The sequence below is a fragment of the Shewanella sp. 125m-7 genome, assembly GCF_052977045.1.
The window spans coordinates 1-26,367 of the sequence record NZ_JBRILQ010000052.1 but is presented as its reverse complement, the minus strand read 5'-3'; the positions used below and the strand labels follow the sequence as shown (position 1 = coordinate 26,367).

At 44.5% G+C, this 26,367-nt stretch carries 17 protein-coding genes; 14 read left to right on the top strand and 3 right to left on the bottom strand.

Annotated elements, in window-relative coordinates:
• The first annotated feature begins 313 nt into the window (after window positions 1-313).
• Both ACVBIL_RS18385 and ACVBIL_RS18380 read left to right on the top strand, forming a co-directional pair.
• The gene (locus ACVBIL_RS18385; RefSeq protein ID WP_447168405.1) at window positions 314-1,933 is read left to right on the top strand and encodes a phosphoethanolamine transferase; all 1,620 of its coding nucleotides are present in this window, start codon (window positions 314-316) and stop codon (window positions 1,931-1,933) included.
• Between the two features lie 92 nt (window positions 1,934-2,025).
• Window positions 2,026-3,078, top strand: coding sequence for a GGDEF domain-containing protein (locus ACVBIL_RS18380; RefSeq protein WP_447168404.1), 1,053 nt, complete (start codon window positions 2,026-2,028; stop codon window positions 3,076-3,078).
• Window positions 3,079-3,171: 93 nt separating this feature from the next.
• On the opposite strand, the gene ACVBIL_RS18375 is transcribed toward ACVBIL_RS18380, so the two are convergent.
• Both ACVBIL_RS18375 and ACVBIL_RS18370 read right to left on the bottom strand, forming a co-directional pair.
• Complete coding sequence (locus tag ACVBIL_RS18375; RefSeq protein ID WP_447168403.1) at window positions 3,172-4,038, bottom strand: phosphotransferase; 867 nt, start codon at window positions 4,036-4,038, stop codon at window positions 3,172-3,174.
• A 135-nt stretch (window positions 4,039-4,173) separates the two neighbouring features.
• Window positions 4,174-6,876, bottom strand: coding sequence for a bifunctional acetate--CoA ligase family protein/GNAT family N-acetyltransferase (locus ACVBIL_RS18370; protein WP_447168402.1), 2,703 nt, complete (start codon window positions 6,874-6,876; stop codon window positions 4,174-4,176).
• A gap of 380 nt (window positions 6,877-7,256) precedes the next feature.
• On the opposite strand from ACVBIL_RS18370, the gene ACVBIL_RS18365 reads away from it, so the two are divergent.
• The 4 genes from ACVBIL_RS18365 to ACVBIL_RS18350 all read left to right on the top strand — a co-directional run bounded on the left by ACVBIL_RS18365 (window position 7,257) and on the right by ACVBIL_RS18350 (window position 13,916).
• On the top strand, window positions 7,257-8,147 hold the full coding sequence (locus tag ACVBIL_RS18365; RefSeq protein ID WP_447161934.1) for a LysR family transcriptional regulator: 891 nt from the start codon (window positions 7,257-7,259) through the stop codon (window positions 8,145-8,147).
• 90 nt (window positions 8,148-8,237) lie between these two features.
• The gene (locus ACVBIL_RS18360) at window positions 8,238-9,341 is read left to right on the top strand and encodes an efflux RND transporter periplasmic adaptor subunit (protein ID WP_447168401.1); all 1,104 of its coding nucleotides are present in this window, start codon (window positions 8,238-8,240) and stop codon (window positions 9,339-9,341) included.
• A gap of 8 nt (window positions 9,342-9,349) precedes the next feature.
• Window positions 9,350-12,424, top strand: a complete 3,075-nt coding sequence (locus tag ACVBIL_RS18355) for an efflux RND transporter permease subunit (protein ID WP_447168400.1) — start codon at window positions 9,350-9,352, stop codon at window positions 12,422-12,424.
• A gap of 1 nt (window position 12,425) precedes the next feature.
• Window positions 12,426-13,916, top strand: a complete 1,491-nt coding sequence (locus tag ACVBIL_RS18350) for an efflux transporter outer membrane subunit (RefSeq protein ID WP_447168399.1) — start codon at window positions 12,426-12,428, stop codon at window positions 13,914-13,916.
• A 96-nt stretch (window positions 13,917-14,012) separates the two neighbouring features.
• On the opposite strand, the gene yegS is transcribed toward ACVBIL_RS18350, so the two are convergent.
• Window positions 14,013-14,957 carry a lipid kinase YegS gene (yegS, locus tag ACVBIL_RS18345; RefSeq protein WP_447168398.1) on the bottom strand — a complete coding sequence of 315 codons (945 nt, stop codon included), beginning with the start codon at window positions 14,955-14,957 and terminating at the stop codon, window positions 14,013-14,015.
• Between the two features lie 332 nt (window positions 14,958-15,289).
• Here yegS and ACVBIL_RS18340 point away from each other — a divergent pair, with 332 nt between their 5' ends.
• The 8 genes from ACVBIL_RS18340 (at window position 15,290) to ACVBIL_RS18305 (ending at window position 26,094) form a co-directional block, all read left to right on the top strand.
• Window positions 15,290-15,952 (top strand): GntR family transcriptional regulator, encoded by a 663-nt coding sequence (locus ACVBIL_RS18340; RefSeq protein WP_447168397.1) that lies wholly within the window; start codon window positions 15,290-15,292, stop codon window positions 15,950-15,952.
• A gap of 229 nt (window positions 15,953-16,181) precedes the next feature.
• A complete protein-coding gene (gene prpB, locus ACVBIL_RS18335; RefSeq protein ID WP_447168396.1) occupies window positions 16,182-17,060 on the top strand; it encodes a methylisocitrate lyase in 879 nt (292 codons plus the stop codon).
• 135 nt (window positions 17,061-17,195) lie between these two features.
• Window positions 17,196-18,350, top strand: coding sequence for a bifunctional 2-methylcitrate synthase/citrate synthase (prpC, locus tag ACVBIL_RS18330; RefSeq protein ID WP_447168395.1), 1,155 nt, complete (start codon window positions 17,196-17,198; stop codon window positions 18,348-18,350).
• A gap of 247 nt (window positions 18,351-18,597) precedes the next feature.
• A complete protein-coding gene (gene acnD / locus ACVBIL_RS18325; protein ID WP_447168406.1) occupies window positions 18,598-21,225 on the top strand; it encodes a Fe/S-dependent 2-methylisocitrate dehydratase AcnD in 2,628 nt (875 codons plus the stop codon).
• A 547-nt stretch (window positions 21,226-21,772) separates the two neighbouring features.
• Entirely contained in the window at window positions 21,773-23,008 is a 1,236-nt protein-coding gene (gene prpF / locus ACVBIL_RS18320; protein ID WP_447168394.1) for a 2-methylaconitate cis-trans isomerase PrpF, read from the top strand.
• A gap of 339 nt (window positions 23,009-23,347) precedes the next feature.
• Window positions 23,348-23,650, top strand: coding sequence for a YkgJ family cysteine cluster protein (locus ACVBIL_RS18315; RefSeq protein ID WP_447168393.1), 303 nt, complete (start codon window positions 23,348-23,350; stop codon window positions 23,648-23,650).
• Between the two features lie 516 nt (window positions 23,651-24,166).
• Window positions 24,167-25,000, top strand: a complete 834-nt coding sequence (locus ACVBIL_RS18310) for a class I SAM-dependent methyltransferase (RefSeq protein WP_447168392.1) — start codon at window positions 24,167-24,169, stop codon at window positions 24,998-25,000.
• Window positions 24,997-26,094, top strand: a complete 1,098-nt coding sequence (locus ACVBIL_RS18305) for an HNH endonuclease (protein WP_447168391.1) — start codon at window positions 24,997-24,999, stop codon at window positions 26,092-26,094. Before ACVBIL_RS18310 ends, ACVBIL_RS18305 begins: the two co-directional genes overlap by 4 nt.
• Window positions 26,095-26,367: the final 273 nt, after the last annotated feature.

The following is a 26,367-nucleotide window of genomic DNA, read 5'->3' as shown; positions in this document are numbered from 1 at the left end:
TAACTGCAATCAACGCCTTGCTTAAAGCGCATTAAATTCCCACTGAACCCTGCATCTTCAGGTGGCTTGGGTATAAATAAGCTTGCTCCCCAGTCGAACTTACCCAATCAAAACCTGTCTACTAGTCATTAGTTTCTTTTGTTGTTACAAATGATAAGTTTTTTACGGAAATGTATCATACATTTATCTTATACGCTTTGAGTGATATGGCTCAGCTGCTAGTATAGAGGATATCTGTCGACAACAGGCTCCAGGCAAGGAGATCTAGGCAAGGAAAGCCACAAACAATCATAAAGTTAAGTGAGTAAATTAGGTGTTAACACGTTTTAAAAATTTAAATAGTATTCAATTCACTGTCATACTTTCGATTTACTATGTATGCGTGTTTAATATTCCTCTTTTTCAAATCATCAAGCAGGGTATTGATAAACAGGCTGATGTTAATATGGCATTTATTGCCAGCATGCCTTTGTTTCTGTTTTTTGCTTTGTCTTTTTTATTTAGCCTCTTTAGTATTAAGTACCTGGCAAAGCCGTTTTTTATTATCCTGACGTTGATGTCATCGAGTGTATTTTTTGCGGCATTTCAATATGGCGTCGTGTTTGACTACGGCATGATTGAAAATACAGTTCAAACTAATCAGTCAGAAGCTGCCACCTACCTCAATTGGGCCTCAGTGATTAATTTTGTAGTGACAGGAGTCATCCCGTCACTGTTTATCTATAAAGCCAATATTCAGTACAAGCCGATAACCAAAGAATTGCTGCACAAAGCATTATTCATGCTGTCTATGCTGGCGGGCATAGTGGTCATTGCGATGTTTTATTATCAAAACTATGTCGCATTTGGCCGAAATAACGACATTATGAAGCGTTATATTATTCCAACCTATTTTATTGGCTCAACCATTAAGTATATAAAAGTTAACTACTTGCAAGAGCCGCTTGTGTACAAGCAGATTGGTTTGGATGCTAAAAATACCACAGACAAACCCAAGCCAAATTTAGTCGTGTTAGTCGTAGGTGAAACGGCTAGAGCGGCAAATTACGCTTATTATGGTTATGACAAGCCGACTAATGCTCACACTAAAGATCAAGGTGTCGTGGTGTTTAAAGACACGCATTCATGCGGTACAGCTACTGCGGTGTCTTTACCTTGCATGTTTTCTAGGATGGATCGCGATAGTTACAATTCGCGCCGTGAGAAAGCCCAAGACAGCGTGATTGATGTATTAAACCATGCGGGGATCCAACTAGAGTGGCTCGATAATGACAGCGGCTGTAAAGGTGTTTGCCAGAATATCGAACACGTCGTTATCGATCATGATAGCGACCCCAAACTTTGTAATGGCGAGTATTGTTACGATCAAGTTTTGCTTAATGAGTTAAGTCAGCGGCTTAACACTATTAAAGATGAAGACACATTATTAGTGTTACACATTATTGGCTCTCACGGACCAACGTATTATCTACGTTATCCAGAAAAACACCGTCATTTTGTACCTGATTGTCAACGCAGTGATATTCAAAACTGTAGTCACGAAGAGCTGGTTAACACTTATGACAATACTATTTTATATACTGACTTTATCCTCTCTGAGGTCGTCAATAAGTTAAAAGCGTCAAGTACTGAATTTGATACCGCAATGCTCTATATATCAGATCATGGCGAGTCATTAGGCGAAAAAGGCATGTATCTTCACGGTACACCTTTCTCGTTTGCGCCTGAAGAGCAAACCAAAGTGCCTTTCCTGGGCTGGTTCTCAGCAGGTTTTGCAAAACAAAATCACTTAGACCTTGCTTGCTTAGCGCACGAAGCTAGCAAGGGCGGTTTTTCTCACGATAATTTATTCGATAGCTTGCTTGGCTTGATGAATGTAAGCAGCGAGGTCTATCGGCCTAAAGCTGATATCTTTTCAAGTTGTAGAAAATAAAATAAAAATTATTGAAAAAAGGGGATGGCAATATCCTTTTTTTTGTTTAAAGTATTGATAAGTAAAGTTATCAAGATGGAGTGACTTATACAATGGATATGGCGCAGCATATATCAGAAACAGAACTATCGGCTAAGATTTTACGTCATGCAGTGCCTAAGATGTCTGAACTCAAGGTTCCAGTCACTCCGGACAATTACGCGGTATGGTATGAATACTATAAAGGCATTAATCTTGATTTAAAGCGTGCGATTGACGGGCTGTTGAGCACCAATGTTAGCTTCACCCCCGATGTCAGCAGTAGTCTTTATAAAAAGTATATCTTAATTAATTCACCAGAAGTGATTGAGAACGTTCAAATTGAAACTCAAGTACTGATAAATAGTTTATTGAGCAAAATTGCCAGTATGAGTAAAGGGACGTCACAGTTCAGTGTTTCTCTAAATGATTTTGATAATGCAATGAAGCAGCAGCCCGATCCTATCGCCATGCAAAAGTTAGTTGATGGATTAAGTCGTGAGCTGGATGACATTATGACTGCTAATGCTGAAATGGACAAAAGTCTAACGAGCATGAATGATGAGGTCGTTGCCCTTAAGATAGAGATGGTGGAACTTCGCTCCGAGGTGATGACCGATCAGCTAACCGCTTTGAACAACCGCCGTGCTTTTGATAAAGAAGTGATCAGCCACATAGATAGTTTCAATCATACGCAGTTTGAAAGTAGCCTATTGGTGGTTGATATCGACTACTTCAAAAGATTTAACGATGCACATGGCCATTTAATAGGTGACAAAGTATTGGCTTACGTTGCTCAAGCACTTAAAAATAGCATTAAAGGCAGTGATTTTGTTGCTCGATATGGCGGTGAAGAGTTTGTCATCTTGTTGCCTAACACGACACTTGAAGACGCGAGTATCGTCGCTGAAAATATCAGAAAAAAGATCGCCGAGCGAAATCTGACTATCGGCAAAGATAAAAAGTTACCGCTGGGCAATATTACCGTGTCGGTTGGCGTTGCATCACTAAAAGCTGAAGATGATAAAGACAGTTACTTTATTCGGGCAGATGAAGCCTTATACCGTGCTAAATCAGCGGGTCGAAACTGTGTTATCGGCGAAAGAGTGAAAGAAACACCTATTTAGTGGTCAATACGTTCCAGCACAAGACAGTTAAATGAGAAAGGCCGTTAAGATAAATGTAACGGCCTTTTTGTTGTTGGGGTGTATATGCTAGTGCTAGGAGTTACTACCGCTAGTATCAATTAATCGATTAAAGGCATTCAAATATGCTTGTTCCAAGTCCTGCATTTGCTCTTTTGGAAGTGTCTTTTTCATGGAGGCGTAAGAAATTGCTTGGTGTGCGTAGCAGACTAATTCAGCTTTATTCCATGCAGACTTAAGAGTTTCAATATCAGCTAGGTATAACCATGGTGCTAAGTAAGCTTCAATTATATTTTTCTTATCCTCATTATCAGGCATTCTAAAAACATAGGTGCCATCGATAAATGGATGGCTAATACAGGCATCGCTCCAATCAAAAAAGATAAACTCGTCTTTATGTTGAGCGATATTTTCAATATGTAAGTCTCCGTGAACTAACGTATCGGGGATATTAAAGAGCACTAATTCCTCTACGTGGCGTCTTACGTTTAAAACGATGTCTTCTTTATGTGATGTTAATTTTTTAGGCAGGTTAGCGGTAATGTCAGGGTCATTTAATAGCTGACTTAATTGCCTTGGAATATCAGTGATTTTTCTTTGCAAACAACCATTGTCGATTAGAACATTTACATACTGAGTAGACTCTATTTGCAACTTAGAGAACTGACGAAAGGCATTTATCCAACTTGAAATGTCGGCGCCTTCAGCTAGCCCACCGCCAAAGTCTTTAGATATCATCCATTGCTTTTCGGTTAAAGAGCATAAAGTGTCAGGCACATAATGGGGCATCAATTCTGATAACGTTAAACAAAGCATCGATTCGTTTGAGAATAAAGGTAGAAATGCCGTGGCCTTAAAGAAGTAGTAACCTTTATCTGTATCTTGTTTTAGGATTTGCCCTAAACACCAGCCTGAAACCTGTTCTAGCTTGCCCCTTGGCACTAATCCATGTTATATGAGGTTCCTATTTGTCCATATTTGGACGGAATCTAACCAATCTGGAGAGTCCCAATCTATACTTGCTATCATTGGTTCCTTATTACACTTTGTTGTAGAGCTGACACTTACCAGAATCTATTAACCTTGTGGCGGCTTTAAGTCCATATGCATGTGTATCAACCTGTCTTCCATATCAAAAGTCACGGTAAACCCAAGCCCCTTAGCCAGACTCGCCATATTTCTATTTTCAAACATGGTAAAGCCAGTCAGCACTAAGGTGTCGTTATCTTTGTAATACTTGATTAGTTTTTCAAGTAGCAGCTTTCCTAGGCCTTGTCCTTGATAATTACTGCGCACCGCCATGGCAAATTCAGCTTCGGTATTATCAGGATCGATAGAGGCTCGAATCGCACCTAAAGTGGTTTCTTCACCATTCTCATCAATTGCAGTCGCGATAAATGCCATTTCTCGGGCGTAATCAATCTGAGTTAATACCGCCATCTCTTCATGAGTCATTTTAGAGCGCACACCAAAATAGCGCTTATACCTATCTTCATCCGATAGCGAATTATCAAAGGCCAAATGTTTAGGTTCATCTTCAGGCAAAATGGGCCTTAACATCACCTTATTGCCGTTTTTAAGGGTAGCGAACTGTTCAAGTTCTTTCGGATAAGGTGAGATAGCCAGCCTAGAGGCATTATCAACAGGCTCTTGCTGTAGTCCAATATTGACGTCTAACAAAGTGATCTGTTCCCCTGCGCATAATACTGGGTTTAGATCTAAGGTAGCGATTTCTGGGCAGTCAATGATGAGGTGAGATATCTGTGTCAGTAACACACACAGCGCGTGCATGTTTAAACCCAATGGCAAGTGCCTATCGCGCAGCTTTTGTGTTTTAAGCGCTTGGATCACCATATAGCGGGCCAATGTCATATTGAGTGGCGGTAGGGCAACGACAGCATCTTTTGTTGGTTTCCACTCAGAACCGCCTTCACCAAGTAAAATAGCTGGCCCAAACACAGGATCATTCACAACCGCGACTCGGATCTCTTGCGCGCCAGCCGTTAGCGCCATCTTCTGTACGATTAGCCCTTCAATTTTAGCGTCGGGATTTAGCGAGATTACACGCTCTATCATCGCCTTTGCTGCCTGCTCAACCTCAAGATCGGACGTTAAATTTAGCATTACGCCGTGCACGTCAGATTTATGGTGAATATCAGGAGACTGTAGTTTTAGTGCGATGGGATAACCTGCTTGCTGAGCATATTTAACCGCTTGCTCTGCTGTACTGGCAAACCAAGTATCGATAGTGTTAAGCCCATAGGCGTTTAAAATAGCGCTCGACTCATGGGTCTCAAGTATTGTTTTTCCCTGGCTTAATGCTTGCTGCAATTTGTCCCGAGCAAATGCAGAGTCCGCGGGAATATTATTAGGAATAGATTGCGGCACTTCCTGTAATAGCTTTTGGTTGCGGCGATATTCAACCATATGCATAAAGGCACTCACTGCGCCCTCTGGTGTGCGGTAAGTGGGGATCCTAGACTTAGAGAAGTGTTTACGGGCTTCATAGGCCGAATCTTCTCCGCTCCAGTTGGTTAAAATGTTAATCCGGTGACGATTCGGGTGCTCGGCAATCGTTTTAGCAATCGCCTCGGCTATCTCAACGCTTTCACCTAATGCAGACGGTGAGTGCAAAATTAAAATCGCATCGAGATCATCACTATCCATTAAGATCTCAAGCGATTTTGCATAACGCACAGCGTCAGAGTCGCCGCCAATATCAACCGGATTTTGCCCAGACCAACTCTTAGGCAATAGGGTATTGAGGCGCTGAAAAATATCGTCGGATAGTGGTGTTAGTTTGCCACCGCCCAAAATAAGCTCATCAAGTGCAAGTACTGCAGGGCCGCCGCCATTACTGATGATCCCAAGTCGCTCACCCTGCAAAGGTCTTGAATGAGCAAGCGTTTCAACTGCCGCAAACAATTCAATAAGATCGTTAACTCTCAGCATACCCGCACGCCTAAAAGCGGCTTCATATACGGCATCACTGCCCGAGAGACCACCAGTATGCAGTTGTGCTGCACTTGTCCCTTCAATGCTTCGCCCAGACTTAATCACTATTATTGGCTTATTACGCGATGCTGCGCGCGCCGCAGATAAAAAGTGACGTTTTTCATTAACCGAGTCGATATAGAGCAAAATGGCATCGGTTTTAGAGTCGCGGCCTAAATAATCTAACAGTTCATCAAAGTTAATATCGTTGGCATCACCGAGGGAAATAAATGATGAAAAACCAATGCTTTTATTATTTGCCCAATCGAGCACTGTGGTACAGATTGCGGCAGACTGAGATACAAATGCGATTTTGCCGGGCAGGGCAGCGGTGTGTGCAAGGCTGGCGTTTAAGCCAATATTGGGCAAAATCATGCCTAAACTGTTTGGGCCTAAGATGCGCATCCCGTAACGTTCAGCAAATTGCTGCATCTGACTTAATAGGCTAACTCCCTGTTCGTTAAATTCATCAGCCATACCAGAGGCCATCACAATGGCAACTTTACAGCCAAACTGGGCCAAGGTTTCAATGATTGAGGGTACGCTATTCGCGGCGGTGCAGATAATAGCTAGATCGGGAATAAGTGGCAGGGCTTGGATGTTGGGATAAGCTAATACACCCATCACCGCTTCATATTTTGGCGATACCGGCATAATAGGCCCCGAAAAACCACCAGAGAGTAAGTTCTTCATCAAGACATTACCGGCCCGTTTGGGTTTATTTGAGGCGCCAATAATGGCAACTGATTTTGGTTTGAAGAGGGTGTGAAGGGTACGTTGGCTCATGAACTTATCCTATAAGTCAGTATGTTATGAGTGTACATGAGCCATTAGGTTTTACCATAGTAGAATGGTCGAATTCATTCGCTACAAGGCTTAAAACTACCTTGTCATTCCTGCCAGTTAATAACGCTAGCAAGCAACTATGCTCTTGCTCTCAGCGCTTGATTTTATGTGAACCATCATATTTTATTGCTGGTTGGTATTAACATCGTGGATCATGCCAATGCTCAATATTATTGATGCCAATATCACCGCGACCAATTTTGTGGACTAGGCCACATGCGTAGACACAAAATTATGAGCTGAAGTGAAAAACCGCTACAGTTTTGCCGTATAGCTTGACTGGCTTTTGCCATTTTATTGAAAATTCATGAGGTTATTCAATGCGTATAGAAGATCTAAAACTGTTCACTATTGTCGTTAAGTTAGGCAGTTTTACCGCAGCGGCAACCGCACTTGATCTGCCTCGTGCTAATGTCAGCCGCCGCATAGGTGATCTAGAAAAGTCTCTTAATGCGCAGCTTTTTTTCCGCACGACGCGTCAATTACGCTTGACCCAGCATGGTGAAACGTATTATCACGACCTGTTAGGTGTACTTGATGGCTTTGAACAAGCTAAGAATAAATTGCTCGATCTCGATGAAAAACCTGTAGGCAAGGTTAAAGTCGGATTTTTACCCGAGAGTGATGAAGCACTTCAGCCCGCATTGGCCAAATTTCAACTCCTGTACCCGGATATTGAGCTGGATCTGCGTTTTACAAATAACTACGTTAACGATATTTACAATCAAGGTTTAGACTTTGTATTGCATGCCGGAAAAATAAAAGATTCAGGGTTTATTGCCCGAAAAATCTTAAGTTTAGGGCGAGGCATGTATGCCAGCCCTGAATATATTGCCAAGCATGGCGCGCCGACGACGTTAGCACAATTGTCTGCTCATCAAACGATCTGTTATCGCTGGCCAGATGGGACATTAGATGATAACTGGGATTTAATCAGTGAGACGATTAAGGTTAATTGCCGTTTAAGCGCTAATCATATGGGATTAGTTCGTCGGGCGATAGTAGGCGGTCAAGGGATTGGTTTTATGCCTCCTTTGTTTGCTCTTGCTGCTATAGAAAGTCAAAACTTGGTTAGGATTTTGCCCGAATATGAGTCAAAGAAAGAGGACGTATGGCTTATCTATCCAGACCGAAAAGGCATTAGTTTACCGACTCGATTATTGATTGATTTTTTATTACAAGAAATTCCTGAACGCGCATCTTTGTCATGATTTTCATGACAGTCTAGTGCGGTATCGCTAGATTATCTTAATAAGTTAAACACTTACACTTCCTCCCAATATCATTATTGGGAGAAAGAGATGCAGATCTCAACTAAAACAATTAGCAAATTTGCTATCACACCATTGGCCTTATGCTTGCTCAGCGGATGCAGCCAAGCACCCGCTCAAACCACAACTATCACCAGTAAAATTGAACGTCATGTTCAAATTATGCAGCTTAACGAGTCACAATTAAGCCAAGTCAAACAATTCTCAGGCGTACTAGAAGCGACTCAAACCGCGTATCTAGCATTTAAAGTTGCTGGCACTATTGAAGCCATTTTAGTTAACAGTGGCGATAGTGTGTTGCAAGGGCAATTACTCGCAACACTTGAGCCCCATGACTACCAAGTCAATGTGGCAGAACTCAACGCCCGCTTAGAAGAAGCAAAAGCGGCCCACCAACTTGCAAGCACAGAGCTTAAGCGTGTACAGCAAGCCATAGCAGATGACGCCATTTCTGCAGTGAACTTAGATAGAGCGCAAAGTGGATATAAGCGCAGCTTAGCAATGGTCGAAGTGGTGAACCAGAATCTGCAAAAAGCGAAAGATGCCTTAAGTTATACCGAGCTCAGGGCCCCCTTTGACGGAGTGATAGGCTCAAAGAGTCAGCAAGCTTTTGAACAAACAGCGCCTGGTAACCCATTATTTTCGTTACATCAGCTAGGCGCAATGAAGGCGGTGGTTGATGTTCCAGAGAATTTAATGGCAAAGCTCAATAACAGTACCCTTGCAGAGGTTCGTTGGCATGGTAGTGATAAGGTGATAAAGGCAAAAATTGGGGCAATAGACACATTAGCCGATCCCATAAAACAAACCTACAAAGTTGAATTTGTGCTTAATCACGCAACAACCGCACTGCCAGGCAAAGCGGTACAAGTTGATGTGGCCTTTAACCATCAGCTTAATAGTTTTTGTGTTCCTTATGCCGCAATTGTGGTTGACGGCAAAAACAACAACCTCTATGTCATTAAATCGCACCGAGCCGTACTCATGCCTGTGAATATTACGTCATTACAAAGTCATAGCGCTTGTTTGACTGGAGAGCTAACAAGAGGTGACCAAATTATCACTGCTGGAGTGCACTATATTGCGCCCGATCAGCTTATATCTAACACCATCATCAAGCCATTTAGTTATTAGGAGTCATGATGAATTTAGCTGAATTTGCCATAAAACAGCGAGTGTTTGTGCTGTTCTTTAGTGTGTTATGCGTGATTGTTGGTTTGGTGTCTTACTTTGAATTAGGCAAACTAGAAGATCCATCATTTACGGTAAAAAGCGCTGTAGTGGTTACCCTCTATCCGGGTGCGTCTGCCAAAGAGATTGAACTGCAGGTAACGGATAAAATCGAAACGAAACTGCAAGAGATGGGCTCGATGTGGAAATTGCGCTCGTTATCTCGTCCGGGCAGTTCAATGATTTTTATTGATCTTAAGGAATCAACGGACTCAAAAGATCTTCCCCAAGAATGGGATCTACTGCGACGCAAAATTACTGATGTGAAGCTCTCTCTACCAGCAACGGCACAAATAAGCATTGTTCAAGATGAATTTTCAGAAGTGTATGGCATGTTATTTAGTGTCTATGGTGACAAGGCTCAACCTGAAGCGTTACGTCAGTACGCTAAAGAGCTACAACGACGCTTAAAAACCGTAGACGGTATTAAAAAGATTGAACTTCACGGCGTGCAAAATCAAGCGGTGTATATTTATTTACCCGAAGAGCGCTTAGCCCATTATGGTTTGTCATCCATTCAAGTGATTAACCAACTATCAACTCAAAACTTAACGTTTGACAGTGGTAGTTTTGCCGCTAATGACGAGCGTATTCGTGTCGATCAAAGTAGTGCATTTAAATCTGTCGATGATATTAAAAACCTCATCATTAAAGGCGGTATCGGGCCGTACAGCACAGGTTTGTTACGCCTAGGAGATATTGCCGATGTCAGCTTAGGTTACCAAAGCCCTGTAACCACACTAAGCCGTTTTAATGGTAAAGAAGCGATTACATTAGCAGTCAGCCCCGTTGAAGGGATTAATGTGGTCAGTTTGGGAGAAAGCCTGACCCAAGTGATTGAAAATTACCAACAAGAGTTACCACTTGGTATTGAAATTGGCACCATCGCATTCCAACCCGATGAAGTGGCTAAATCGATACAAGACTTTGTGATTAATTTGCTAGAAAGCGTGGCGATTGTATTTGCCGTGCTACTTGTGTTTATGGGCTTTAAAAGCGCAACCATAGTGGGCAGTAGTTTACTGTTTACTATCTTATTAACGCTTATCTACATGTATCTCGCCGGAGTGGATTTGCAGCGGGTGTCTTTAGGCACCTTCATTTTGGCCTTAGGTATGCTGGTGGACAATGCAATTGTTATCACCGATCTATTTGTGGTGAAACTTAATCAGGGCATTGAGCGCACCAAAGCCGCCATTCAGTCGGTAAAAGAAACATCAAAGCCGCTATTTGCTGCCACTGTGATTGCGATTATGGGGTCAAGCCCTGTGTTGTTCTCACAAACAGACGCTGGGGAGTTCGCAAGTTCGGTGTTCTTGATTATCTGTTCATCGTTACTTTTTTCATGGCTGGTGGCGGTAACACTCACGCCCTTGCTATGTTGGCTATGGATAACCCCGAGTCATAAACATAATCAATCAGCGCCAAAACCTAGCCGATACCAGCGTGCGGTGGCTTGGACTGTTCAGTATCCGGTTAAAGCCATATCAATGGTAATGCCGTTGTTACTTATCACCGCGATGGCCGTGCCGTATGTTGCTATCAATTTTATTCCAAGCTCTGACAGACCTATGGTGTTTCTTGATTACTGGCTACCTAATGGCAGCAAGATAGAACAAACATCATCAGATATGAAAAAAATTGAAGCTTGGTTAATTCAACAACCAGAAGTTAGCAGCATCTCTAGTTATGTCGGTGCGAGCGCACCTCGATTCTCGGTGACGGTTGAGCCTGAGCCATATGATCCAAGCTATGGTCAAATTGTGATTAACGTCGAAGATTATGAGGCTATTGCAGAGTTCACTAAACGTGGCGATCTCTGGCTTGCTAAGCAGTTTCCTAATTCTGAACCAAGATTTAGGGCGTTAAAATTAGCCACTAAAGATAAGTTTAGTATTGAAGCAAGATTTACCGGTCCAGATCCTCAAGTGTTACATCAGCTATCGGATCAAGCGCAGCTGATTTTAGCCGACAATCCTAATATTAAATATGTGCGTGATGACTGGCGCCAGCTCAGTAAAGTGATTGAACCTGTCATTAATCAAGAACAAGCAAGGCGAGCAGGTTTAAACCGTACGGATATATCGTTGGCAATTAAACGAGCTACCGACGGTATGACAATCGGTATTCTCAATCAAGGCGAACAACTGATCCCAATTAGCTTTAGAAGTGCAGACAGTGACTTAAGTCATCTACAAACCTTGCCAGTACGTTCACTGTTAGGTGTTCACAGTGTACCACTGGGACAGGTGGTTGATGAGTTTGAGCTTAAATTTGAAGAGAGCATGATTTGGCGTCGCAACCGAGTACCGACCATTACCGCCCAAGCCGATGTATTTGATATCACTCCAGCGCAGGCACGTAATCAAGTCAAAGCTCAAATTGAGGCGATTGAACTGCCTGCAGGCTATTCATTTGAATGGGGTGGTGAGTACTATGATGAAGATCGTGCAATCTCTGACACGTTAAGCCAAATGCCTAAAGCATTTTTGATGATGGTGGTGATCATGGTGGCGATGTTCAACGGCTTTAAACAGCCGGCCATTATTCTAATTACGCTTCCTTTAGCGGCAATTGGTGCAACTTGGACTTTACTATTACTTGATAAACCCTTTGGTTTTATGGCGCTTATTGGTGCTATTACTTTAGCAGGGATGATCATCAAGAATGGCATTGTGTTGATGGATCAAATTGAACTTGAGCGCGCTGCTCATAAACCTCTTAAAGAGGCGGTAAAAGCGGCGACGCTAAATCGTACTATGGCCATTTCAATGGGAGCCCTGACCACGGCGCTAGGCATGATCCCCCTCTTAAGTGACCGGTTGTTTGATCAAATGGCGGCAACCATTATTGGTGGCTTAGCTGCTGCAACTGTGCTGTCGTTGTTTATTATGCCGGCGTTTTACTGTTTGTTTTATCGCAACAGTGAACTTAACTGCCAACACGTTTCCACGCCATTAACTCAAGCTGTTTTGGAGCAAAAATAATATGAAACTTTTACCTCTTGCACCAATAGCGATAGCGTTAATGCTGTCAGGCTGCGCCGTTGGCCCAGACTATCAAGCACCAACCAGCCATTTAGACAGTGAATATTTAAACCAAGGTGTTCAAGGTACCATCGCAGGTAAGCAGCAACGCAGTGAAAATAGTGCGTGGTGGCAGCAGTTTAATGATCCAATACTGAATCAACTGGTCATCGACGCACAAAACCAAGCTATACCGCTTAAAATTGCCGCGCAGCGGGTCAAGATGGCGCAATCTTATCAACAAGCGATAGAATCTTTTAACGTGCCAACCGTCAATTTAGGGGCTGGGTTTGGCAATGCGCAAATCAGTGAAAATGACCCATTGTTAGGCAGTGCCATTACCGCGACTCATCCCATGACGGGAGAATCTTTAGGTCTAGTTGATGACAATAACAGTGCCTTTTTTGCGGGAGCAACCATTGCCTGGGAGGTTGATCTATTTGGCCGGATCGACAGACAAGCCAATGCAGCCGCTATTCGTAAAGATCAGGTGGTGATTATGCGTGAGGGCTTAACCACATTGATAACATCAGATGTGATCCACAATTATTTGCAAATGCGAGGCGCACAGGAACGACAGCAAATAGCGTTGCAGACCATAGCAGATCAACAACATACTCTGGATTTGGTTAAGTTGATGGTTAAGAGCGGCTACGGCTCAAAGCTTGATGAAGCGCAGGCAAAGGCAATGTTAGCAGCCACGCAATCGGTGCTACCACAACTCGAGATAGCTGAGAACGTGCATAAGCAGCGTTTAGCCATTTTATTAGGGGAAACGCCCAAACAAGCACAGCAAAGGTTCGCTAAGGTTATGCCGTTACCCAACTTTAAAGGGGTTATCCCAACAGGCTTGCCTGCTGAGCTGTTAAATCGTCGCCCTGATATTAAGATAGCAGAGCGCGAAATGGCAGCATTGAACGAAGAGCGCGCAGCATCGATTGCAGCTCAATACCCGAAAGTGTTTTTAACGGGCTCGCCAGGTGTGCTGGCAAAAGATTTTGATGATTTATTTAGCAGTGACTCCGTCGCCTGGCTTGGCGCTGTGGGGGTGAGTTGGAATGTATTTGATGGTGGCCGCGGCGACGCCATCGTAGACATGCAAAATGCACGTTTTGATGCCAGTGTATTGAGCTATCAGTACGCGGTAATCGCCGCATTTGGTGAGGTTGAAACGCTATTGCAAGGGTATGGTCACAGTCAACAATATGTGCAGTTAGTGATAGAGGCTGAACAAGAAACGACTAATGCGGTTAATAAAGCCAAGTCATTGTACAAAGCCGGCCTCAGTGATTACTTGTCTATTTTGGATGCTCAGCGGCAGCAAAATATGCTAAAAGATCGAGTCGTTGCCGCAAAACTGCAAACGGCGCACATGACCATTGGCCTGCATAAAGCGCTAGGGGGTAACTGGCAAGTGACAAATAAAACCTTGCTGACAGGCAGCCCTAATTAGCAAAAATCCGTAAATGGCTCGTGGTTTAAGCAATAAAAGCAGTGCTAGGCACTGCTTTATTGTTTTAATTCGTTCAGGCATTCAGGCATTCAGGCGTTAGTCTTGAATCAAAACGGGGCAATTTTCAGGACAAACAAGCTTTATCGCTTTCGGTAAGACTTTTATGTGATGAAGCAAATAAGAAGTCGGCTCGCCGTCAAGGTTTACAGGCAAAGACTGTGTTGAGGTTAAGGTTATTTCAGTCACTTGCATTCGATTAACGTACTTGTCATCAACATGCTTCCCATCAACATCCTTGGCATTAACTAACGGTTGTTTTAGTTCATCGACAACTTGCTTAAGCGCAGATGTAGGAAAATGTTTAATTAACAACACATCTAACAGACCGTCATTGAGTAAGGCGTTAGGTGCTAGATTTTGTCCACCCCCCGCTAAGCGGCCGTTACAAATGGCGCCGAGTAACCCCTCACCATTGAGATCAACTTTGTCACCGTTTGCCAGTGTCGCAGAGACTTGTCCCTGATAAGGCGTAAAGTTAAGTGCTTGCACTAATCCAGAGAGAAAGTAGGCCTGGCCACCAAGTAGGTCTTTTAATTCAACAGGCGTATCAACTGTAACTTTCGCGCCAAAACCTGCTGATGCGACATTGATAAAGTGGCGTTCATTTGCTTTCGCCATATCAATTGAAACAGCATTGCCATTAACGGCAAGAGCTAATGCACTTTCTATCTCTGTGGGGATTAAACAGGCGCTTGCAAAATCATTAGCGGTACCTAAAGGTAAAATCGCTAATTCTAAAGCAGGATCGGCAGGGCTAAGTTGAACAATTGCTTCAGCGACTTCATTAACGGTTCCGTCTCCGCCCCCCGCAATTACGCGCGTAATACCGAGGTTACTGGCTTCTTTTACAAATCGCTTAACATCACCGCCTTCCCAGGTACAGCGCACTTCTACTTTGTGACCTTGAGCGCGAAGCGCTAAAACGGTTTCTCTGATCTGTGGTAATCCGGCTTTTTTGCCATTAAGGATTAACATTATCATTATTCGCTCCCTGTTTGCGGCTAATGCAGTGTGCTCAATTTGCTACCACTGTACAGCATGCCTAACAGGTTGTGCAGCATAAGTTTTATACGTTTGGTCAGTTTTTTGCCTACTAAGGCTGATGATAAAATGCCAACAGAATCTGTATAAAATCGACTTGTTTTTAAGGTAACTCTGTAACGATTTCTCGCCGTATATTTAGCCAGTCATAGAATGATTGGCTGTTAGGCTTTACTCTGTCTTTGTCGACAATTTGTTGGTTTACTGTTGACTATTTATTGCTATCTGGCTAGATTGTCGACAATCCATTAAAAGCTAATATTGTATTTTCGATGACATTTTTCAATGAACAGCCCGTTACCAGTGCAGACAAAACCTTCTTTCAGCTACGAAAAGCGATTGTAGAGGGCGAGATTGTGCAGGGATCAAAGTTGAGTGAAACCGAGTTGTCGACAAAATACAGCGTCAGCAGAGCTGTGATCCGCGAAGCGATTAATCGTCTAGAGGCCAGTCATTTAGTTGAGCGCAGAGCCAATGTGGGCGCCAGAGTGGTGAGCTTAACTGCAGAGGGATTAATCGAGCTGTATCAAGTGAGAGAGTCGCTTGAAGGGATGGCAGCAAGGTTGGCGGCATTAAATATGACCGACCAAGAGATTGACGATCTGCAGTCGCTACTTAATAGCCACTTTGAAAAGGTCCAGTCTGTAGGTAGCTATTATCAAGAGGCCGGCGATGTCGATTTTCACTATCGCATTATCTTAGGCAGTAAAAACAAACATCTAATCTCAATGCTGATCGATGGTATTTATCATTTAGTGCGCATGTATCGCGTGCAACTAGGCATGACAGGCCCACGTGTTACCACCGCCTTTGATGAACATAAACACATAGTGCAAGCCATCTGTAACCGAGACGCCGAGCTTGCAGAGATGCTGATGCGTCGCCATATTTTGTATTCAAAATCGAGTATCGAAAATAAGTTAGTTAAGTCTTAAGTTTAACTCTGAAAGCTATTGCTTAACCTATATCAATAACCCGATATGGGTTAAGAAAAAAATAGAGTAAGCAATAAATAGAGTAAGAAATAAATAGAGTAAGCAATCAATAAGTCACTGTAATAGCCAGTTATTAAAGCGTAACCAATTGACAGTCAAATCATCATCATAAGTTTATCGTGTGGCAGTTAACGCTAACGCACCGTGAGTAAAATAAAAGGAACAGCACATGAGCGCAGGTAAGAAGTTTCGCGAGGCACTAGCCGCTAACAAGCCACTCCAGATTGTCGGCACCATTAACGCCTATTCGGCCATGATGGCGAAAAAGATCGGCCACCAAGCTATCTATCTTTCTGGCGGCGGCGTGGCAAACGCCTCTTACGGTCTACCGGATCTTGGCATGACATCCCTAAACGACGTGATTGTAGATGTGCAGCGCATTACTTCAGCCTGTGACTTACCTTTGCTAGTCGATATCGACACAGGTTGGGGCGGCGCGTTTAACATTGCTAAAACCATTCGTGATATGGAAAAAGCCGGCGCAGCAGCCGTGCACATGGAAGATCAAGTGGCGCAAAAGCGTTGCGGCCACCGTCCAAATAAAGAGATTGTTTCGACCCAAGAGATGGTCGATCGCATTAAAGCGGCAGTGGATGCTCGCACCGATCCAGATTTTTTCATCATGGCCCGTACCGACTCATTTGCTCAAGAAGGCTTAGAAGCGGCGATTGCCCGTGCTAAAGCTTATGTGGCTGCAGGGGCTGACGGTATTTTTGCCGAAGCTGTGAAAACGGAAGAACATTACCGTGCGTTTAGCGACGCGCTAGATGTGCCAATTCTTGCCAACATTACTGAGTTTGGCCAAACCGAGTTATGGAACAAAGAGCAGCTGGGCGAGTGGGGCGCGGCTATGGTGCTTTATCCACTGAGCGCCTTTAGAGCAATGAACAAAGCGGCTGAGATGGTTTACAGCTCCATTTTAGAAAATGGCGATCAAAAGGCGGTGGTTGATTCAATGCAAACTCGCATGGATCTATACGATTACTTGGGCTACCACGATTACGAGCAAAAGCTAGATAGCCTGTTTGCCGAAGGTAAAAACCTGTAATAGCAAGCAAAGCGTTAATGAAGAAGATAAATATCAGTACCTTACAAGTTAGCGTTAAGGATTAGCGCAGCAAAATAAATATAAAAATAACCTGCAGCTACGGCTGATGGGTAAACAAATAAAAGGAAGACAGTTATGGTTGATAAAACTGAGGTTTCAAAAAAGGCAGTTGATAAAAAGCTGAGCGGCGCAGGCCTACGTGGCCAAAGTGCCGGAGATACAGCACTTTGTACCGTGGGCAAGTCAGGCTCTGGCTTAACCTATTGTGGTTATGACGTATCAGACTTAGCAGACAATGCCTCGTTTGAAGAAGTGGCTTATTTGCTGTTTAACGGCGAGCTACCTAATCAAACCCAGCTTGATCACTATAAAACGGAGCTATTTGCTCAGCGCGATCTTCCAAAGGCATTAAAAGAGGTGCTACAACGCATTCCGGCCGATGCTCACCCAATGGATGTAATGCGTACCGGCTGTTCATTCTTAGGTAATCTTGAGCCTGAAAACGACTTTAGTGAGCAAAACAAAGCCGCAAACCGCTTGTTAGCCGCGTTTCCAGCCATCATGTGTTACTGGTATAAGTACTCTCACGAAGGCGTAGAAATTGACTGCATTACCGATGAAGCCACAATAGCAGGCCACTTTTTGCATCTGCTCAATGGCAAAGCGCCCTCAGAGCAACATCGCCGCGTAATGGATGTATCGCTAATTCTGTATGCTGAGCATGAGTTTAACGCTTCAACCTTTACTGCGCGCGTGTGTGCATCAACTCTGTCAGATATGTACTCGTGTATTACCGGTGCTATCGGAACCTTGCGCGGCCCACTGCATGGCGGCGCAAACGAAGCGGCGATGGATATGATCCAAAAGTTTAGCTCGCCACAAGATGCAAAAATTCAAATGGCTGGCATGCTTGAGCGCAAAGAAAAGATCATGGGCTTTGGTCATGCGATTTACCGCACGTCAGATCCCCGTAACGTCATTATCAAAGCCTGGTCAGAAAAGCTCGCCAACGAGTTTGGAGATACATCGCTTTACGATATCTCTGTTGCCTGTGAAGAGTTTATGTGGGACAGCAAGAAGCTGTTCTGTAACGCCGATTTTTTCCATGCATCGGCTTACCATTTTATGGGTATTCCAACTAAGTTGTTTACGCCTATCTTTGTGTGTTCACGCCTTACTGGCTGGGCAGCGCACGTCATGGAGCAGCGCTCAAACAACCGTATTATCCGCCCAAGCGCAGACTATACCGGTAGCGAGCCACGTACGGTTAACCCTATTGGTGAAAGATAGAAGCTAGAACTCAGGACCTAGGACTTAAAATTTAGGACCTAGGACCTAGAACTTAGAACCTAAAAGCGAAGCGTCCTCAAACCTAGTACTTATCTTAGCTTTTGATTGTATAGCAGGGCTCTTATAGCAGGGCAAGGCCCGCTCTAGCCGCGAAGCGTCCTAGCAGTGAGCCTGCGAACGCTCTAGAACCTAGCAGCGAAGCGCCCTCGAACCTGTACGAATTGAATTGGAATGCATCATGACTGATATCAACACCCAATACCGTAAACCCTTGCCCGGCACAGAGTTAGACTATTTTGATACTGAAGCCGCCGTTAATGCCATTAGTCCAGGCGCTTATGCCAAGCTACCTTACAGCTCTCGTGTTTACGCCGAAAACCTAGTGCGCCGCTGTAGTCCTGAATCACTCAACGATTGTTTAAGCCAAATTATCTATCGTAAGCGCGATTTGGATTTTCCTTGGTATCCTGCACGCGTGGTGTGCCACGATATTCTTGGTCAAACCGCACTGGTGGATTTGGCAGGTCTGCGTGATGCCATTGCTGAAAAGGGCGGCGACCCAGCCAAAGTAAACCCCGTGGTACCGACTCAGCTGATTGTGGATCACTCGTTAGCTGTAGAGCACGCTGGTTTTGAAAAAGATGCGTTTGAGAAAAACCGCGCCATTGAAGACAGACGTAACGAAGACAGATTCCACTTTATCAATTGGACTAAAACGGCCTTTAAAAATATTGATGTCATTCAGCCGGGTAACGGCATCATGCATCAGATCAATCTTGAGAAGATGTCGCCAGTAGTACAAGCCCGTGACGGCGTAGCCTTTCCAGATACCTTAGTCGGAACTGACAGCCACACGCCCCATGTTGATGCACTAGGCGTTATCGCCATTGGTGTGGGCGGGTTAGAGGCCGAGAGCGTGATGCTAGGTCGTCCATCCTATATGCGTCTGCCTGACATTGTTGGCGTCGAGCTCATGGGCCAGCGCCAACCGGGGATCACGGCAACCGATATCGTACTGGCGATTACCGAGTTCCTGCGCAGTGAAAAAGTCGTATCGACTTACTTAGAGTTTTTCGGCGAAGGCGCTGCCAACCTCACATTAGGTGACAGAGCAACGATTTCAAATATGACACCTGAATTTGGCGCGACCGCTGCCATGTTCTATATCGATGACAAAACCATTGATTACCTTAAGCTTACAGGTCGAGATGACCAACAAGTTAAGCTAGTTGAAACCTACGCAAAACAGGCAGGGCTTTGGGCTGACAGCTTGCAAGAGGCCGAGTACGAGCGCGTGCTGCGTTTTGACCTATCAAGCGTTGGCCGTAACATTGCAGGCCCATCAAATCCCCATCGCCGCGTGTCAACAAGCGAACTTGCCGCTAAAGGCATCAGTGGTGAAGTTGAGGATTTGAGCGGTGACAAAGCAGGCCTAATGCCTGATGGCGCTTGTATTATTGCGGCTATCACAAGTTGCACCAACACCTCTAATCCACGTAACGTGATTGCAGCGGCTCTACTTGCGCGTAACGCCAATGCCAAAGGCTTAACCCGTAAGCCATGGGTAAAAACATCACTGGCACCTGGCTCAAAAGCGGTGCAGCTGTATCTTGAAGAGGCCAACTTGTTGACTGAGCTTGAAGCGCTAGGCTTCGGCATTGTCGGTTTTGCCTGTACTACTTGTAACGGTATGAGCGGCGCGCTTGATCCTGTCATTCAGCAAGAAGTTATCGACCGTGATTTGTACACCACAGCCGTGCTCAGTGGTAACCGTAACTTCGACGGCCGAATCCATCCTTATGCTAAGCAAGCCTTTCTGGCATCGCCGCCATTAGTGGTTGCCTACGCCATTGCTGGCACCATTCGTTTCGATATTGAAAAAGATGCGCTGGGCCAAGACAATAACGGCAAAGATATTTTACTTAACGATCTATGGCCATCAGATGAAGAGATTGATGCGGTGATCGCTCAAAGCGTTAAGCCAGAGCAGTTCCGTAAAGTGTACGAGCCGATGTTCGACCTTAAAGTCGACTATGGCGACGATAACCAGCAGAAGGTTAACCCACAGTACGAGTGGCGACCACAAAGTACTTACATTCGCCGTCCACCTTATTGGGAAGGCGCGCTTGCAGGCGAGCGCACTATGAAGGGAATGCGACCACTTGCGGTACTGGGTGACAATATCACCACCGATCATCTGTCGCCATCTAATGCAATTATGCTCGACAGTGCAGCTGGGGCATACCTACATAAGATGGGCCTACCAGAAGTCGACTTTAACTCCTATGCGACTCATCGCGGCGATCATTTAACCGCCCAGCGCGCGACCTTTGCCAACCCTAAGCTTTTTAACGAAATGGTGACTAAACTTGGGAGTAACGGCGAGCTTGAGGTGAAGCAGGGCTCATACGCACGAATTGAGCCAGAAGGTGTTGAGTCACGCATGTGGGAAGCAATTGAAACCTACATGCAGCGCAAGCAGCCGCTGATCATTATTGCTGGTGCCGATTACGGTCAAGGTTCTAGTCGAGACTGGGCTGCAAAAGGTGTGCGTCTTGCTGGTGTTGAAGTGATTGTTGCCGAAGGCTTTGAGCGTATTCACCGCACTAACTTAGTTGGTATGGGCGTATTGCCGCTTGAGTTTACCAATGGCGCTAATCGTCACACGTATCAGATTGATGGCACAGAAACCTACGATGTACTCGGTGAACGTACGCCGGGCGCATTGTTAACGGTGATCATGACGCGCAGCAATGGTGAAGTGGTTGAGATCCCGGTTAAGTGTCGACTCGATACCGCAGAAGAGGTGTCAATCTATGAAGCGGGCGGCATACTCCAGCGCTTCGCCCAAGATTTTTTAGAGTCTTCAACTTAGTAAAGAGTCTTCAGGAGAGCCATCAGCGAATAAAGAGTAGAGCTTTAGTCTTTTCTCTTTAAGCTTGCTGTTAAAAAAAGGCCTTGTATGGTGGAGATACCATACAAGGTTCGACTCGGTAGCCTAGATGAAGTCTCTATCTATGAAGCGGGCGGCATACTCCAGCGCTTCGCCCAAGATTTTTTAGAGTCTTCAGCGAAATAAATAGAGAGTCTTCAACATGAGCCATCAGCGGATAGAGAGTAAGAAGTCTTCGGCTAATTAAAAGTTGGAGCAATGGTTTAGCTACAGAGGTAGGAAACGATATTGCAATGTAGATGAGACGCCGCAAGTACATCCTTGTAGGCTCTGCGGTGGCATCGAAGCCAAAAAAGCCACCGAAGCTCATCTACTCAGCAATATCGTCGACTAAATTTAACGCTTTCTACTTTGGCCATGCTAGTTAGTGCGGGACCGAATGAAAGCATGTCTCAAAAGAGTCATCGCTGATTTCGGACTCGTTTGTTAGTGAAATAACGAGCTATCAAGCATTAAAACGGTAAAACACATGACCACATCAACTGAATCAAAACCAAGCAAAGCATTTGCCCCGCAAATTAAAGTCGCTGCCACCTACATGCGTGGCGGTACCAGTAAAGGGGTATTTTTTAACTTAACAGACTTGCCTAAAGAGGCGCAGGTAGCAGGTGCTGCCCGTGATGCATTGCTACTTAGAGTGATAGGCAGCCCCGATCCTTACGGTAAACAAACCGATGGCATGGGCGGGGCAACGTCTAGCACCAGCAAAACCGTTATCCTTGCCAAGAGCGAGCGCGAAGATCACGATGTTGATTACCTATTTGGTCAAGTTGCTATCGACCGTCCTTTTGTCGACTGGAGTGGTAACTGCGGTAACTTAACTGCTGCAGTGGGGTCATTTGCCATCAGTAATGAGCTCGTTGATAGAAGCCGAATACCAGAAAATGGCATTGCCGTCGTGCGAATTTGGCAAAAAAACATCGGTAAAACCATCATAGCTCATGTCCCTATCACCAATGGGAAAGTGCAAGAAACCGGTGATTTTGAACTTGATGGCGTCACGTTCCCAGCTGCAGAGGTTCAAGTTGAGTTTATCGACCCCGCCGATGGCGACGGCGCAATGTTCCCAACGGGCAACCTAATCGACAACTTAATGGTGCCAACTAATGTGGTACCAAGTGGTGTTTTGCAAACCACCATGATCAACGCGGGGATCCCGACGGTATTTATCAATGCAGCTGAACTTGGCTATACAGGCGCCGAGCTGCAAGAGGCGATAAATAGCGATGAAAAAGTCTTAGCCATGTTTGAAACCATACGTGCGCTTGGCGCAGTGCAGATGGGGCTGATTAACCACATAGACGAAGCTATTAGTCGCCAACATACGCCTAAAGTTGCGCTAGTGGGCGAGCCAATTGATTACACCTCATCGAGCGGAAAAGCAATTGATAAAAATGAAATTGATCTCAATGTGCGCGCTCTGTCTATGGGTAAGTTACACCATGCGATGATGGGCACCGCAGCGGTCGCGATTGGCACTGCAGCAGCCATCCCGGGTACGCTCGTGAGTATTGCCGCGGGAGAGAGCAAGCGTTGCCCGGTTAGTGCAGGCTTTGTTACTTTTGGGCATCCTTCAGGCACCCTAAAAGTGGGCGCTCAGGCGAGCTTGATTGATGGTCAATGGCAGGTCAATAAAGCCGTAATGAGCCGCAGTGCACGGGTACTGATGGAAGGTTGGGTACGAGTGCCAGCCGATACGTTCTAATTATGTAAGCCGCCAATCTAGCGGCTAAATCTAGCGTAAGTGTCAAAAACGCTAATGTAAGCAACTCTGATATGAAAGGCGCTAATATAAACAGCACAGGCTAAAGTTTGATGACTATAGTCTGTGCTGTTTTTGTTTATGCGGCATAAACTGTTACCTAATAAACCGTTTCTAAAGTCATTTTTAAGGTAATCATCTCTAAACAAAACTATTTTGTGTTATTGATAGCGCTAAGATAGCGTTAAATAGTCTGATACAGACAAACATACTGTGCAAATAAGTCGTGAAACCTGCGGTTTTAGCGTATTCTAGCGGCCATTAAATTTAATACTGCAGTTTATGAACATTGACGTAAAAGATATATCCGAACCCGTGATCAACACTGAAGTGACCTGCTCAAACTGCCAAGCATGTTGTTGCCGATTAGAAGTGATGATAGTGAGCGATACTGGGGTGCCTGAAAGGCATATCAGCGTCGACGAATATGGCGCCGAGACCATGTTGCGCTTAGATGACGGTTGGTGCTCAGCAGTCGATAGAGACACCTTAATGTGCACCATCTACGAAAATCGCCCATGGATCTGTCGCTTGTTTGAGATGGGCTCCTATGAGTGCGTCAGTGAGCGTAAAGAGCTGCTTTAATCTCTTAGTATGTGGCTAAAGGTTTTCATTTAGCCGCGTTCATTTAGGCGCCTTCATTTAAAGGCGTCACTTAACGTCTTTCATGAATACACTTCTTCTCGTTTATCTTCTCGTTTATCTTCTCGTTTATCTTCTCGTTTATCTTTTCGTTTATCTTTTCGTTGATTGGTCGTATCAATCGGTAATTTAAATATTATCAATCGCTTAAATTCAAGTGGCCGTTGTCATAATCTAATTTCACTAATCTTGTTTGATAGAGCAAACGTTAGCTGCTTTCTACAAATTAGCTCTGCATCATAATGGTTTTTTACTTTCTTGAACCAGATCAAGCAATACCGATATAAATTCATGATCTAATTATTCTTTTAGCTATGTTAATGTGATAATTTAATCAACATAATCATAGGTGTAAATCGACTTATCTTTTTTAAAGCTATCTTTTTGAGTTAAAGCAATCGAGCTGTCATCAATGCTCAATAAAACCTGCTTAAACGGTGAATACAAAGGAATGTACTGGTGAGTTCAACGCACGAACAACACATCACAGCAAACTTCTATAACGCTCATGCGGCTAAACTTGCTGCGCAGTATGATTCTAAAAGCTTTAAAGAAGTCCATGCTAGTTGGTTTCATCACTTAGCTGACATCTTTGTGTCTCACGTAAAGTCCAATCAATCGCCGTTACTAGCATCATTAAGTGAGAAAGCCCGCTTAACGAATATGAGAGATAATGTGCAAGTTAATGTGCTAGATATTGGCGCAGGCTCAGGACGAGATGTTAAATATCTAGCAGAGCAAGGGGCACTAAATCAAACCGTCGCTGCTTATGCAATTGAGCCAGCAGTAGAGCTCGCCGCAATTGGCAAAAGAGTGACCCAAAACCTTAACGTCACTTGGTTAGAGGATTCATTACCAGAGCTTAACGCGCTAGCCAAATTGGATGCGTTAGCTAAAACTGATGCGCTAGTTACAACAAGGCTGCGTTTTAACTTGATCCTACTCAGCGCCGTATGGATGCACATTCCTGCATTAGAGCGCTTACAATCCTTGAATCGATTAACACAACTACTAGAACCTACAGGCAAGCTCGTAATCACACTACGCCATGGCCCAAGCGGCGATGAGCGAGAGATGCATCAAGTGAGTATTGCAGAGCTTGCAACAATGAGCGCTAAAGTGGGGCTGACAATAATCGATAGTGTTACGGCAGAACAAGACAAGTTAGGACGAGCCGAGGTGCATTGGGAAACCGTTGTTTTACAAAGGTCGACTATCACCAAGGAGCCCCCAACAGGCGAGGTTGTTCCACTAAGTGATAACGCTAACGCCTTGCTAGGTGAAAATGTATGAGATTAGATTTTGCACCTCAAGTGGATGCTCAACTGCAAGTTGATTTCATCACCTATTTACAGCGTTTATTGGTGGAAGGCGATTTTGTCGCTACATACAAATTTGCACTGCTACACGCACTTGCTGATATCTGTATAGAGCGACCACTACACAGTGATGTGACAGCAAACTTGCACGATACATTAGACAGCGTTATTACCATCGATGAGTTAGTCGTGAAGTTCATCGAGCTATATTGGCAACACTCGCTGCCTTATCACGGCGTTGATAATAACCCATTTATTCTTTTACAAAATTCCGGCGAACAATCTGCATTGGTCAGAGATCTAGCAGAATTTCGCCAGCAAGGCATACGCACACTTGGGCAGCTAAAACAAAATGCTGGCTGGAACAAACTGGTTAGTAAAACCCGCAATACGTTTAAACAAGGGCCGCTTTGGCGTTTACAGCTTCTTGCGGGTAAAGAGGAATGCTTTTACTACAGCCACGATAAGTCTCAAAAGTATATTGTTCTTAAACCAGGTATCGCCTTTTGTTTTAGACGTTTTTACGACCTTGTTGTATCGCTTTCAAGAACGCACTGGACACAAAAGGTCAGCGGTTTTCCTGCAAACTATGCGGTACTGGGTGGTAAAGGCAACTTGTCAGAGTTTTTATTTGGTAGCGACCGCAGCTCGATTATTAGTGCAAGACCCGTATTTGAACAGATCCAGCAAGGAAAGTGCTTCTACTGTAATAAGCCGCTAAAAGAGAGCGAACATAACAAGGCCGAGGTCGATCATTTTATCCCGTGGGCACGTTACCCTAACGATCTCGGGCATAACTTTGTGCTAGCGCATCGCAGTTGCAACAATGCCAAACGAGATCACCTCGCGGCGCAAGAGCACAAAGATCGCTGGCATGAACAAAACATTATTCAAAATGAAAAACTGATCACAGCCGAACTCAGCAACTACTTTGTGTGTAAAAGTGGTCGCTCTGAGGCAATTGCCGCATGGGCATATCAGTTAGCACTGCAAAGTGATTCATCTTTGTGGCTCGCGGGTAAGCAATTTGAAGCTGCGATTAATGATGACAAGGTCCAGCTGATTTAGTTGGGTTTAGAGGTCGATGAAAGTTGGCGAAGAACATAGGGATATTTACGTGAAGCGGTTAGCTTTAGCATGTTAATGCCCCAAAGTTAGCTAGCCTTCGAATGAAGACTGATTACATTTTTTGTCTGAGCTGTGGCTACAGGGCTGCTAATTCGAAATCGTCGCTTTAGAGTTATTAATCGCCTGCAGCGGGCGCATGTGCAGATACTGCTGAGGCTCGCTGCGAGCACGTCCTTGTGAGCTCAACGAAAACGTCCCTGTTTTCGACGGCCT